Annotated in this window: 16 protein-coding genes; 12 read left to right on the forward strand and 4 right to left on the reverse strand. The window is 69.9% G+C overall.

The annotated features are described in order from the left end of the window. Nucleotides 1-3: 3 nt before the first annotated feature. Together OG584_RS22470 and OG584_RS22475 are read right to left on the reverse strand one after the other, a co-directional pair. Nucleotides 4-684: a histone protein gene (locus OG584_RS22470; RefSeq protein WP_405780399.1), complete on the reverse strand. Its 681-nt coding sequence runs from the start codon at nt 682-684 to the stop codon at nt 4-6. Between the two features lie 192 nt (nt 685-876). Beyond that, nucleotides 877-1,347 (reverse strand): Asp23/Gls24 family envelope stress response protein, encoded by a 471-nt coding sequence (locus OG584_RS22475; protein ID WP_405780400.1) that lies wholly within the window; start codon nt 1,345-1,347, stop codon nt 877-879. Between the two features lie 242 nt (nt 1,348-1,589). On the opposite strand from OG584_RS22475, the gene OG584_RS22480 reads away from it, so the two are divergent. The 9 genes from OG584_RS22480 (at nt 1,590) to OG584_RS22520 (ending at nt 6,686) form a co-directional block, all read left to right on the forward strand. Next, entirely contained in the window at nt 1,590-1,913 is a 324-nt protein-coding gene (locus tag OG584_RS22480) for a gas vesicle protein (protein WP_405780401.1), read from the forward strand. Nucleotides 1,914-1,974: 61 nt separating this feature from the next. Beyond that, a complete protein-coding gene (gvpJ, locus tag OG584_RS22485; protein WP_405780402.1) occupies nt 1,975-2,439 on the forward strand; it encodes a gas vesicle protein GvpJ in 465 nt (154 codons plus the stop codon). A gap of 3 nt (nt 2,440-2,442) precedes the next feature. After that, nucleotides 2,443-3,183, forward strand: coding sequence for a GvpL/GvpF family gas vesicle protein (locus OG584_RS22490; protein ID WP_405780404.1), 741 nt, complete (start codon nt 2,443-2,445; stop codon nt 3,181-3,183). A gap of 1 nt (nt 3,184) precedes the next feature. Further along, on the forward strand, nt 3,185-3,541 hold the full coding sequence (locus OG584_RS22495) for a gas vesicle protein GvpG (protein WP_405780406.1): 357 nt from the start codon (nt 3,185-3,187) through the stop codon (nt 3,539-3,541). Beyond that, on the forward strand, nt 3,538-3,891 hold the full coding sequence (locus OG584_RS22500) for a gas vesicle protein (RefSeq protein ID WP_405780408.1): 354 nt from the start codon (nt 3,538-3,540) through the stop codon (nt 3,889-3,891). The genes OG584_RS22495 and OG584_RS22500 overlap by 4 nt, the downstream gene beginning before the upstream one ends. Then, nucleotides 3,888-4,745, forward strand: a complete 858-nt coding sequence (locus OG584_RS22505; protein ID WP_405780410.1) for a GvpL/GvpF family gas vesicle protein — start codon at nt 3,888-3,890, stop codon at nt 4,743-4,745. The genes OG584_RS22500 and OG584_RS22505 overlap by 4 nt, the downstream gene beginning before the upstream one ends. Next, on the forward strand, nt 4,729-4,959 hold the full coding sequence (locus OG584_RS22510; protein ID WP_405780412.1) for a gas vesicle protein: 231 nt from the start codon (nt 4,729-4,731) through the stop codon (nt 4,957-4,959). The genes OG584_RS22505 and OG584_RS22510 overlap by 17 nt, the downstream gene beginning before the upstream one ends. Then, nucleotides 4,956-5,240, forward strand: a complete 285-nt coding sequence (locus OG584_RS22515) for a gas vesicle protein K (protein ID WP_405780414.1) — start codon at nt 4,956-4,958, stop codon at nt 5,238-5,240. The genes OG584_RS22510 and OG584_RS22515 overlap by 4 nt, the downstream gene beginning before the upstream one ends. A gap of 78 nt (nt 5,241-5,318) precedes the next feature. Next, the gene (locus OG584_RS22520; RefSeq protein WP_405780416.1) at nt 5,319-6,686 is read left to right on the forward strand and encodes an FAD-binding oxidoreductase; all 1,368 of its coding nucleotides are present in this window, start codon (nt 5,319-5,321) and stop codon (nt 6,684-6,686) included. A 55-nt stretch (nt 6,687-6,741) separates the two neighbouring features. Here the strand turns inward: OG584_RS22520 and OG584_RS22525 are convergent, their stop codons facing one another. Then, the gene (locus OG584_RS22525; protein ID WP_405780418.1) at nt 6,742-7,218 is read right to left on the reverse strand and encodes an SsgA family sporulation/cell division regulator; all 477 of its coding nucleotides are present in this window, start codon (nt 7,216-7,218) and stop codon (nt 6,742-6,744) included. Between the two features lie 209 nt (nt 7,219-7,427). Here OG584_RS22525 and OG584_RS22530 point away from each other — a divergent pair, with 209 nt between their 5' ends. Beyond that, nucleotides 7,428-8,921, forward strand: a complete 1,494-nt coding sequence (locus OG584_RS22530) for an RDD family protein (RefSeq protein ID WP_405780419.1) — start codon at nt 7,428-7,430, stop codon at nt 8,919-8,921. Between the two features lie 64 nt (nt 8,922-8,985). Further along, nucleotides 8,986-9,666, forward strand: a complete 681-nt coding sequence (locus OG584_RS22535; RefSeq protein WP_405780420.1) for an RDD family protein — start codon at nt 8,986-8,988, stop codon at nt 9,664-9,666. Between the two features lie 31 nt (nt 9,667-9,697). Here the strand turns inward: OG584_RS22535 and OG584_RS22540 are convergent, their stop codons facing one another. Continuing rightward, complete coding sequence (locus OG584_RS22540; RefSeq protein ID WP_405780421.1) at nt 9,698-10,012, reverse strand: hypothetical protein; 315 nt, start codon at nt 10,010-10,012, stop codon at nt 9,698-9,700. A 389-nt stretch (nt 10,013-10,401) separates the two neighbouring features. Here OG584_RS22540 and OG584_RS22545 point away from each other — a divergent pair, with 389 nt between their 5' ends. Next, nucleotides 10,402-12,816, forward strand: coding sequence for an immune inhibitor A domain-containing protein (locus tag OG584_RS22545; RefSeq protein WP_405780422.1), 2,415 nt, complete (start codon nt 10,402-10,404; stop codon nt 12,814-12,816). Nucleotides 12,817-12,871 lie beyond the last annotated feature (55 nt).

The following is a 12,871-nucleotide window of genomic DNA, read 5'->3' on the forward strand; positions in this document are numbered from 1 at the left end:
GAGCTACCTCCTCCGGCTGTTACCGCTCGGGGACTTCTTCGCTGCGCCCTTCGACGGCGCCGTCTTCTTGGCCGCCGCTTTCTTGGCCGCTGTCTTCTTGGGCGCGGCCTTCTTCGCCGCAGCCTTCTTCGCGGCGGACTTCTTGGCGGGTGCCTTCTTCGGGGGAGACTTCTTCGCCGGAGCCTTCGCGGCCTTACCGGACGACCGGTCCGCGGGGCGACGGCGGCGAGGCTCCTCGTCCTCTTCCTCGTCCCCGTCCTCTTCGTCCTCGTCCGGCTCCTCGTCCTCCTCCGGTTCCTCCTCGTCCTCCTCGTCCTCTTCTTCCGCCTCGTCGTCGAATTCGTCGGCCTCGTCGTCCTCGTCGTCCGGAGGCTCCAGCAGGGCGTTGGTGCGCTGCTGGAGGGCATCGGCGACGGATTCGAGACGGCGGTTCGCCTGCGCCGACAGGGCAGTTCGCCCTGCGCTCAGCACTTCGCCACGTACTTGCTCGATCAATGGCGCGACCTGAGGATTCTCCGCCAGCTTGCGGGCGCCCATGCTGATCATGTCCCGCGGATTGAGCGGCAATTGCTGGCCCGCTACCAGGGACGCCAGCCCGATGGCCAGTTTCCCCTTCTTCGTCCGGCCAAGGACATAGCCAGCCGCCACAGCGGCGGCGAGTGAAACCTTCGTATTGTTCTCCATGAACGCCCCTCAATCAGAGCTGGATAACCGCAGGCTGGGTCGCAGAGCAGGATCACCGTTCGGGTCCCCGGGCGTGGGCACCTCGGCGGCGAGGATGCGGAGCGAGTCCGGGAGCGGCCGCCGTGCGGGTCTCCCTCGCTGCCACTCCGCGCATCCTCGTCGTGCTGCCCGGAGACGAGCGGGTCTCCGCTGCTACCGCACCCGCCCGCTCGGCTCGTCGTCCTCGTCCTCGTCGTCGTCCGGGCCGGCCAGGTGCACGTCCGACACCTTGATGTTGATCTCGACGACCTCCAGACCCGTCATCGTCTCCACGGCGTCCGTCACGCGGGTGCGTATCTCCTTCGCCGCGTCCGCGATGGGCTCGCCGTACTCCACGATGACGTCCACGTCGATCGCGGCCTGGGTCTCTCCGACCTCGACCTTGATGCCCCTGCTGGGCGCGGGCGTCTTCGAGACCCGGTCACGGACCGATCCGATGGCCCGCGATGCGCTGCCGCCCACGGCGTACACACCGTCGGTCTCGCGTACCGCGATGCCCGCGATGGTCGCGACGACCGTGTCCGCGATGGTGGTCGTACCCCGGGTGCCGCCGCTGTCGCCGCTGTTGCCCAGAGTGGTCGAGTGGGTGCTGCCGGTGCTGCCGGTGCTGTCGTTACTGGCCATGGGAAATCCTCCAGTGAGAAGAAGGCCGGCGTCGGTGAGGGGCTGAGGATTGCGTCCAGTCGGCGCTGACCCACATCTCCGTGCACCCCTCTCCTCCCAATGTCCTCCGGGGTTCGGTAAGCCGCCATTCGTGTGGATCCTGATTGGCGCCGACGAAGCCTGGTAAAGGGCGCCGGGCCCCCCACCAGCCTTTCGGTCCACCCGGCGTGCGGGGCGCCCGGGGGGTCCACAGAATGACGGACATGGCAGAACAGCGTGCCCGGAAATCCGGGACCTCCCGATCCGCTTCTCCCTCCGCGGGCAGAAAGCACGTGAAAGGAGCGGAGGACGCAGCAGAACGTGCGTGTCTGAGCCTGAAAAGGCTGATCACCCACAGGACTGAAGGCGTCTCCGCTGTTTCGCGGACCGATGGCGGCTGGCACATCGACGTGGATGTACTCGAACTCCCGCGCATCCCCGACACGACCAGCCTGCTGGCCACCTATGAAGTGGACCTCGACGAGGAGGGCTCACTGCTGCAATACCGCCGGGTCCGACGCTATCGCCGCGGCCAGGCCGACGAATGAGCCCCGGCGCCCGAGACCAGTGCCAATCAGGCCAGCGCCAATCAGGAAAGACGGTCCTCCCTTGAGCACATACAGCGAGGAGGTTGTCCGCGTTCCCCGCGCCGGCAGCCTCTACGACGTCCTGGAACTCATCCTCGACCGCGGCATGGTCATCGACATCTTCATACGGGTGTCCCTGGTCGGCATCGAAATCCTGAAGATCGATGCGCGCATCGTCGTGGCCAGCGTCGACACCTATCTGCGCTTCGCCGAAGCCTGCAACCGGCTCGATCTGGAAAACGACTCGACCAGCAGGACGGTGCCCGAGCTCTTCGGCGGCGGCATGGCCAAGAGCGCCGGGAAAGCCGGTGCCAAGAAGGCCGCGCACTCCGTCGGCGACAAGGTGAAGAAGGCCGTCGGAGTCGGTGGCGGCAGCGATGACGATGACGACGAGGCCCAGGAAGAGGAACGACCGCGCCGGCACAAGCCGAGCCGTTCGCGCAGCACCGACGGCGCACGTACTCGCCGCCACAAGGAGGAGAGCTGACCGATGGCTGCGACAGGCATGTACGTGTACGGCATCGTGGGCGGCGCACACCAGCTCCCCGCCGGTGCCACGGGCGTCGGCGAGCCGCCCGCCGCGGTCCGGCTCCTGCCGGCCGGCGACCTGGCCGTCGTGGTCAGTGAGGCCCCTGCGGGGCTCCGGGCGCGACGCCGCGACCTCATGGCGCACCAGGGGCTGCTCCTGGAACTGGCCGAAGCCGGACCGGTGCTGCCGATGCGCTTCGGGGTGGTCGCCCCGGACGATGCCACGGTGCTGTCCGATGTCGCGGCGCGCCGGGGCGAGCACGCCGCGATCCTGGAACGGATCGACGCGCGCGTCGAGATGAACGTGAAAGTCATGCCGGTGCAGGACCACCTCGCCGCGCTGATCCGCGAGGACCCCGTCGTCCGCAGGGCCCGCGACGAGACCCGCCGGCGGCCCGGTTACGAGGCCAACATCCGCCTGGGCGAAGCCGTATCGGCCGGACTCAAGCGCAGGGCCGTGGCAGCCGCGGCCCTGCTGCCGGCCCAGTGCGCGGAGATCGCCGACGAGATGCGTCCCGGCCCTGAAGTGGATGGCTGCGTCCTGAACGCTTCCTTCCTCGTCCCGCGGCGCCGCGAAGCCGACTTCCGCGCCGTCGTCGAGCGGTGCGCCGCGGCCCATCAGGACCGCCTGGAACTCCGGCTCACCGGGCCCCTGCCCTGCTACAGCTTCACAGGCCCCGAACCCGTCCCGGCCAGGGTCTGACATGGGACTGCTCTCCGGCGTGCTGCTCCTCCCGCTGGCACCGGTACGGGGCGTGATGTGGGTCTCCGACCGGCTCGTCGACGCGGCCGAGCAGGAGCTGTACGACCCCGGCGTCATCCGGGCACAGCTCGCCGAGCTGAACCGCTCGCTGGACGACGGGGAGATCGACCTGCCGCAGTTCGAGCGGGAGGAGGAGCGGCTGCTCGACCTGCTCGACAGGAAGCTGCCCGCGCCTGCCCGCCGTACCGGCGGCACCCCGGCCCACGGCACACCGATCGACGGAACCCCGGAGGGCCCACCCATGAACGAGACCGAAGAGCCGGCGCGTACGGCGCCGAGAACCGGGGGCACCCAGTGACAGAAGTGGACAGCTGGGGCTCGGAGCCCCCCTCGCACGCACCCAGTACGGCCAACCTGGCCGAGATCCTGGAACGTGTACTCGACAAGGGCATCGTCATCGCGGGCGACATCAAGATCGACCTGCTGGACATCGAGCTGCTGACCATCCGGCTGCGCCTGTTCATCTCGTCCGTGGAGACGGCCAAGAAGGCCGGTATCGACTGGTGGGAGACCGACCCCGCGCTGTCCTCGCGGGCCGCCCACAACGCCCTGTCGGAGGAGAACCAGCAGCTGCGCGAACGCCTCCAGGCCCTGGAGGGCGACGACGCCGGGGAACCCACGGGCCGAAGGGAGCTGCGCCGCCGATGACCGCGCCCCCGCAGCAAGCACCCGGACGGCCCGGCAGCGCCGGTTCGCTCGCCACCTACGTCTTCGCTGTCTGCGGGCCGGACCGTCCCGCGCATCCGGGGCCCGCCTCCGGACACGCCGGGGGCGGGCCGCTGCGCTTCCTGGACGTCGGCCCGCTGCGGGCCGTGGTCCAGGACGTACCGGCGGACGCCTTCTCCGAGAGCGCCCTGCGGGAGCGGCTCACCGACCCCGCCGAACTCGAACGCTGTGCGCGGACCCACCACGACGTCGTCACCGCCGCCGCGTCCGGCGGCCCCACGGTGCCGCTTCCCCTGGCCACGCTCTATCTGGGCGACGAGCGGGCCCGCGCCGCGCTCGCGGAGAGCCAGGACCGGTTCCGCACGGTGCTCGACCGGACCGCGGGCCGGGTCGAATGGGCCGTCAAGGTCTACCTGACACAGTCCGGGGCGCCGAGCGGGACCGCCGCCCCGCCGGGAACGCCTCAGCCGGGCAGGCCCGGCTCCGAAGCCGGCGCGGGCCGTGCCTACCTGAACCGTCTGCGCGGCCTCCGGCAGGAGCGCGAACAGCGCCAGGAGAGGGCGCTGGCCGCGGCCGAGCAGGTGGACAGTGCCGTACGGGAACTGGCCGCCGGGTCGGTCCGGCGCCGCCCGCACGGCCCCGAGGCCACGGGCGAAGGCCGCACCCAGGTCATGAACGCGGCCTATCTGATCGCCGAGGACAGCGGCGGGGAACTGGCGAGCACGATCGGGCGGCTCCGCGGCTCCCCGGACTTCGACGGCATCGAGATCGACATCTCGGGGCCGTGGGCCCCCTACTCGTTCACGGACGGAGCAGTTCATGCAGGGCACCAGTAAACCCGTCCCCTGGCAGGGCCCCGAGGCCACGGCGCCCATCGGCGTTCCGCTGGTCGACCTCCTGGACAGGGTGCTCGGCACCGGCGTCGTCATCAGCGGCGACCTGGTCATCGCCATCGCGGACGTGCCGCTCGTCCGGCTGTCCCTGCACGCGCTGCTGGCCTCCGTCAGCGAACGGGTCCCCGCCCCGTGGGCCGACAGCGGGCCGCTGTGAGCGACACCCGAGTGGACATCGACCCCGAGAGCGCCGGCCGCGATCTGGCCTCGCTCGTCCTGACCGTCGTCGAACTGCTCAGGCAGCTCGTCGAGCGCCAGGCGATCCGCCGCTTCGACACCGGAGAGCTGACGGAGGAGCAGGAAGAACGCGTGGGCACCACCCTGATGCTCCTCGACGACCGGATGACACAACTCTGCGAACACCACGGGCTGCGCCGCGAGGACCTCAACCTGGACCTCGGCCCACTCGGGACGCTGCTGTCCCACGAGTCCCGCTGACCCCCAGCGCCGGCCCGCCGCCCCCGCGCTCCCGGTCCACCCCTTCCCAGCCGGGCGCACCGGTGCCAGGCTGGGATCATGAACGATCTGCTCGAACGCCTGCGCACCGGCCTTCCACCCGAAGCCCTGATCAGCGACCCGGACATCATGGACTCGTACGCCAGGGACATGGCCGGGTTCTGCGACGCGGGGGCCCCCGCGGTGGTGGTCCTGCCACGCACCACCGAGCAGGTCCAGCACGTCATGCGAACGGCGACGGCCCTGCGTACACCCGTGGTCCCGCAGGGCGCGCGCACCGGCCTCTCCGGTGCGGCCAACGCGAGCGACGGCTGCATCGTGCTGTCCCTCGTCAAGATGGACCGGATCCTGGAGATCAGCGCCGTCGACCGGATCGCCGTCGTCGAGCCGGGCGTTGTGAACGCCGTGCTGTCGCGGGCCGTCGCCGGCCAGGGCATGTACTACCCGCCGGACCCGTCCAGCTGGGAGACCTGCACGATCGGCGGGAACATCGGCACGGCGTCCGGCGGCCTGTGCTGCGTGAAGTACGGGGTGACAGCGGAGTACGTACTGGGCCTCGACGTCGTACTCGCCGACGGGCGGCTGCTCACCACCGGCCGCCGCACCGCCAAGGGCGTCGCCGGATACGACCTGACCCGGCTCTTCGTCGGTTCCGAAGGCAGCCTCGGGGTGGTCGTGAAGGCCGTGCTCGCGCTGAAGCCCGCCCCGCCGCGCCAGCTCGCCCTGGCCGCCGAGTTCTCATCGGCCGCCGCTGCCTGCGACGCGGTCTGCCGGATCATGGAGCGCGGTCACACACCCTCACTCCTCGAACTCATGGACCGCACAACCATCCGGGCGGTCAACGCGATGGCGCAGATGGGCCTCCCCGAGACCACCGAGGCGCTGCTGCTCGCCGCCTTCGACTCCGCGGACCCCGCCGCCGACCTGGCCGCCGTCGGCGAGCTCTGCGCAGCGGCCGGCGCCACCGAGGTCGTGCCCGCCGAGGACGAGGCCGAGTCCGAACTGCTCCTCCAGGCCCGCAGGCTGTCCCTCACCGCGCTGGAGACCGTCAAGTCCGCGACGATGATCGACGACGTGTGCGTACCGCGTTCGAACCTCGGCGCCATGCTCGAAGGAACCGCGGCCATCGCCGAGAAGCACGACCTGACCATCGGCGTCTGCGCCCACGCGGGCGACGGCAACACCCACCCCGTCGTCTGCTTCGACCACGAAGACCCGGAGGAGTCGCGCCGCGCCCGTGAGTCCTTCGACGAGATCATGGCGCTCGGGCTCGACCTCGGCGGCACGATCACCGGCGAACACGGCGTGGGCGTACTCAAGAAGGAGTGGCTGGCGCGTGAACTCGGTCCGGTGGGAGTCGAGATGCAGCGGGGGGTCAAGCTCGCCTTCGACCCGCTGGGCCTGCTCAACCCCGGCAAGCTCTTCTGAGGACCGGTCCGCCTCCGGGGGTTCGGCCCCCGGAGGCCCCCGCCGCCCGCGGCGGTCACCGGCCCTCGTCGTCGGACTCGTCCGCGGGCCACGGGTCGCGCAGCCACAGATCGTCCGCGGGCAGCGGGGTGAGCAGCGCGGCCAGCCCGTCGTCGATACCGAGATGTGTGCTCTCCGAACCGGGCGGCACAGCCCGCAGCGTCCGCTCCAGCCAGGCGGAGACCTGCGCGGTCGGTGCCTCGAGGAGGGCGTTCCCGTCGGGCGAGGAGAGCGCGATACAGATGACGCTCCTCGTGTTCACCTTGGTGGGCCAGATCCGCACGTCACCGTGGCCGCACGGCCTGAACACCCCCTCGACCATCAGCTCACGGGCGAACGACCAGTTCACCGGGGTGTCGGAAGCGATGTGGAAACTGACGTGCACGGCGAAGGGATCACCCGTGCTGTAGGAAAGCCGGGCAGGGACGGGGATGCTGCGCTCCGGCGACAGCACCAGTTTGAGCTCCAGTTCACGTTCCACCACGGTGTGCATGGCGCGCGTCCTCTCCTTGTACGTACGCCCCAACGGCGGGCCGTACAGGGTGAGAGCACCCTGCCCGGCATTCATTACGCGGGTTTCGAGGATGATTCGGCGATGACCGGAAAGTGGTCGATGCGACAGGACCGGTCCGCGCCCCCGTGCCGGTCTGATAGATGTGGAGCCTTGAAATGCGGCTCTCAAGGAGATACGGGACCACGGTGATGAGCGCCCCAACCCCGGCAACCGGCGACGGCAGCCCCACGCCTGGCTACTACCCAGATCCATCGATTCCCGGATATGTGCGGTATTGGAACGGTGCTTCCTGGGTGCCCGGCACGAGCCGCCCGGCACCCGCCGACGGCAGCCAGGCCATGCCCGTGCCGCCCGGCGGCGCGGCCCCCGCGCCGGCCGCTCCGCTGCCCGCCGTGCGTGAGCCGTCCGGCGGGCCGGAGGTGCCCGCGGCCGAGGAGACCGGGCCGGTCTTCTTCGACGAGGAGCCTGGGTACGACAGCCGCCAGGAACCCTCGTCCGTCTGGCAGGCCGACGCCTCACGGCAGGGTGGTTTCGGCGGCGAGCGGGACCGGCGGGTCTCCTGGGGCGGCCCCGACCCCCGCATCCCGGCCGAGGCCCCGGCCCGGCCGTCCGACGCCGAGCCTGGCCGACCGGTCCCGGAGCCGCGCCGCGCCGAACTGCCCCCGGGCCAGGAGTCCTCCCGGCCCGCGCTCCCCACCGGCAGTCGCACGCCACCGTCCGACGGCACGGTCGCACTGCGTGCGCTGCGTCCCGGGGCCGGTCCTGACGGTGCCGCGGGTGGTGATCAGGGCCGTACGAACAGGACCGACGGCACCATGTCGATCCGCGCCGTACGCCCACAGCCCCAACAGCCCCAACAGCCCTCACCGCCTCAACAGCCCTCACCGCAGCAATTGCAGGCGCAGCAGCAGCCCCAGCCCGCGCAGCCGCAGCTTCAGTCCCCGCCGCCCGCCCAGCCCCACCAGCCCGTACAGCACCAGCCCGTACAACACCGGCCCGTACCGCCCCAACCGGTGCAGGCCCAGCCCGTGCAGCCTCAGCCCGGCCACCCGGAAGCGGTCAGTCCGCAGGCCGCTCCCTGGCCGCAGCAGGTGCAGCAGCTCGCCCGGTCGGCCGACGGGCCCGGCCAGGAGCGGCTGCCGCCGTGGAAGCCGCCGGTCGAGGACGTGTTCCAGGCCGCCGCGCGGGCCCAGGCCGCCGCCCGTCCGGCGGGCATCGGCAAGCGGTTCGCCGCCCGGCTGATCGACACCATCGTCCTGGGGGCTGTCGTCGGCGCGGTCGCCGTACCCCTCCTGACGAAGGCCGCAGACCACATCAACGCCAAGATCGACGAGGCGAAGATGTCGGGGACCACCGTCACGGTCTGGCTCCTCGACGGGACCACCGCCGGCTGCCTGGGGGCCGTCGTCGGCGCGTTCCTCGTCCTGGGCCTGCTGTACGAGGCGCTGCCCACCGCCAAGTGGGGCCGCACCCTCGGCAAGAGGCTCTTCCGGGTCCAGGTCCGGGACATGGAGTCCTTCGAACCGCCGTCGTTCGGCCGGGCGATCACCCGCTGGCTGATGTACGGGGTGCTCGGGGTCCTGGTGGTGGGCCTCGTCAATGTGCTCTGGTGCCTGTTCGACCGGCCCTGGCGGCAGTGTCTGCACGACAAGGCCGCACGGACGTTCGTGGCAGCGGGCTGACATGCCCTCACTCGTACGGTCCTGACCGGATGCGCGGCCCCGCCAGGCGCGGTCGACTCGGGCCATGAGTACCGACCAGCCGCCGCCCGGACAGCCCGATGACGACCCGTTCTCCAAGAAGCCGCACGACAATTACCCACCGCCGCCGCCGGGTGGCGGCAACCCGTACGACAGCGCCCCGCCGCCGCCCCCACCGCCGGGCGGCGGCGATCCGTACGGTGGCAGCACACCCCCGCCGTACGACCCGAACGCCTACGGCGGCGGCAACGCGTACGGCGGCGGCGAACCGCTGGCCGGGATGCCGCCCCTCGCACCCAGCGGCAAGCGGGTGCTGGCCCGCGTCATCGACATCCTGATCGTCGCCGTGGTCGTCTGGCTGGTGTCGTTGATCTTCGGTGGGCTGAGCTACAACACGGACCACATGAACTACGGCCGGTCGGTCGGCCAGAGCCTGATCGCGGCGGTCCTCTACATCGGCTACGACACGCTCATGACGGTCAAGCGCAACGGGCAGACCGTGGGCAAGGGGCTGCTGGGTCTGCGGTGCGCCAACCTGAACGACGGCACGACGCCGACCATGCAGGCGTCGTTCGTCCGGGCTGCCGTGCTGTGGCTCCCCGCGGTGTTCTGCTGCGCCTGCATCTGGACGGCGATCTGTGGCGGCTGGAGCTTCTTCGACAAGCCGTACAAGCAGGGGCTGCACGACAAGGCCGGAAAGACCGTGGTGGTGGTCGTGACGCCGTAGACCGGCCGGACCCGCAGCCCCGCGGGACCGTTCAGCTGTGCAGTGAGTGCCGGCCCGCCCGTTCGGCGGCGGGGGGCGAGTCGGGGACGCGCAGACCCGGCGGCGTGGCCACGGCGCCGGCGGCGCGGTGGCCGGCACCGGGTTCCTCACTCGCGGCCCCGGCCTGTTGCGCTGCTTTCGGCATGGGCACGGTCACCGCGACCAGCAGACCGAGGACCAGCGCCGCCACGACGATGACCGCGACTCCGACGCCCGACGAGGTGCGCGAGAGCAGCAGCATCGCGAGGGTCGAGAAGACGACGGTGGCCGAACCATACGAGAGCTGTGAGGCAGTCGGACGCGTCATGGCGGTATCCGTCCTAGGGACAGCGATGGGTGGGCGATTCGACAGAGCGTGTCGGCATGTACGTCGAGCGTGACTCTAATCCGACGGATGCCCGAGCGGAACCATTGGTAAGCGTGGCCTAACCCACGGTGCCGGTGCACGGGGGGCGCACGGAGTCACGCGCACAACCCACCGGCCGGACCGACGCGCCTGTTGACCCTCCGTGACGTACTCCGGAGTGAATGCCGTTCCAGCTGTGCGGGCGCTGTGCCGGTGCTGTGAGGCGTCCGGATAGCGGAAACGCCGCTCTGCATAGTGCAGTTGGTATGTGCAAGTCAAGATCTGTCTTTTCTCTCGCACCTCCGATCGAATGTCGTCACTTGCGACGCGTTCGGGGAGGACAGCACCAAGTGAATATCAAGAGACGGGCAACGACCCGTGTGGCCGCCGTGCTCGTGGCCATCGCCGCGACCACGGCCACCGCTTCGGCGTACGCCACCGCCCAGGCCGACACCAAGGCCCCTTCGGGCACCGCGGCATCGAAGAAGATCGACCGCCGTGACCCGGCGACGGGGCTCAAGGGCCAGAAGCACAATCTGGACAGCCCGCTCAGCAAGCAGCAGAACAAGGAACGTCAGTCGGCGCTGCAACAGGTCATATCAGGCCACAAGAAGGTGCAGTCGCACGGCGGTTCCAAGGTGGTGCGCCTCGACGACAAGAAGTACGTCGAGCTCGGCCGCGAGAAGACCGACAAGATATTCACGATCCTGGTGCAGTTCGGCGACACGGTGGACAACACCACCATGTACGACCCGGACGGCCCCGACGGGCCGCAGCCGCCCGTGAAGAAGTACGGCGGTACGCCGGGGCCGGCCCACAACAAGATCGCCCAGCCCGACCGCAAGAAGGACAACAGCACCGCCTGGCAGGCGGATTACAACCGCCAGCACTTCCAGGACCTGTACTTCGGTACCGGCAAGGGCAAGGACTCGCTCAAGTCGTACTACGAGAAGACCTCGTCCGGCCGCTACTCCGTCGACGGCGAGGTCGCCGACTGGGTCACCGTCCCGTACAACGAGGCCCGTTACGGCTCCAACTACTGCGGTTCCAGCATCTGCGCCAACGCCGGTGACCTGGTGCGCGACGGCGTCACCGCGTGGGTCAAGGCCCAGAAGGCAGCCGGAAAGACCGACGCCCAGATCAAGACGACCCTGGCCGGCTACGACCAGTGGGACCGCTACGACTACGACGGCGACGGCAACTTCAACGAGCCCGACGGCTACATCGACCACTTCCAGATCGTGCACGCCGGCGAGGACGAGTCCGCCGGCGGCGGCGCCGAGGGCCCCGACGCGCTCTGGGCGCACCGCTCGTACGTGTACAGCACGGACACCGGCAAGACCGGCCCCGCCGACAACAAGTCGGGTGGCGCGCCGGTCGGCGACACCGGTATCTGGGTCGGTGACTACACCATGCAGCCCGAGAACGGCGGCCTCGGTGTCTTCGCCCACGAGTACGCCCACGACCTGGGCCTCCCGGACGAGTACGACACCACCAACACCGCCGAGAACGGCGTCAGTTTCTGGTCGCTGATGTCGGCCGGCTCCTGGCTGAGCACCGGTGCCAACGCCATCGGCAACAAGCCCGGGGACATGTCCGCGTGGGACAAGCTCCAGCTGGGCTGGCTCGACTACGACACGGCCAAGGCCGCGACGAAGTCGACGCACAAGCTCGGGGTCTCGGAGTACAACACCAAGAACAAGCAGGCGCTCGTCGTCTCGCTGCCGGACAAGCCCGTCACCACCACGATCGCCAAACCGGCTGAGGGCAGCAAGCAGTGGTGGAGCGGGATGGGGGACGGCCTCACGAACACCCTGACCCGGCCGGTCGACCTGACCGGCAAGTCCAAGGCGTCGCTGGACCTTTCGGGCTGGTGGGACATCGAGAAGGACTACGACTTCCTGTACGCCGAGGTGTCGACCGACGGCGGCGCGAACTGGACCGCCGTCGACGGCAAGGCCGACGGTGCGCAGATCCCGCGCGACGGGGGCGACAAGCCCGCGCTGACCGGCTCGTCCACCGCGTACAAGAGCCTCTCGTACCCGCTGGACGCCTACGCGGGCAAGAAGATCGACCTGCGCTTCCGCTACTCGACCGACGGTGGTGTGTCGGGCAAGGGCTTCGCGGCCGACGCGATCTCGGTGAACGCCGACGGCGCCCCGCTCTTCACGGACAACGCGGAGACGGACGACGCCGGTTGGACCACGCAGGGCTTCTCGCGCATCGGTGAGTCCTTCACCAAGGACTACCCGCAGTACTACATCGCGGAGAACCGCCAGTACGTGTCGTACGACCAGACGCTGAAGACGGGCCCGTACAACTTCGGCTTCTCGAAGTCCCGTCCGGACTGGGTGGAGTACTACCCCTACCAGCGCGGCCTGATGATCTGGCAGTGGGACACCTCGCAGCCCGACAACAACGTCAGCGCGCACCCCGGCCAGGGGCTGATCCTGCCGGTCGACTCGCACGCCAAGCCGCTCAAGTGGGCGGACGGCACGGTCATGCGGAACAAGATCCAGCCGTTCGACGCACCGTTCAGCTGGTACCCGACGGCAGGCTTCACGCTGCACAACGCGGACGTCGCCAAGCGGGTCCTGCCCCAGCTCGGCCGGCCGGTCTTCGATGATCACCAGGGCACGTACTGGTACAAGGACAATGAGACCGGAAGCGTTCAGGTAACTGACACCAACACCCGGATTTCGATCCTCCAGCAGCCGCTGGACGGCTCGACAATCACGGTCCAGGTCGGCTCCTCGCACCACTGACCCACATATTCGCAGGTCAGAGCATGATCGGCCGTCGCCCTCTAGCGGGCGGCGG

Source organism: Streptomyces sp. NBC_00859 (assembly GCF_045161865.1).
Lineage (GTDB): Bacteria > Actinomycetota > Actinomycetes > Streptomycetales > Streptomycetaceae > Streptomyces.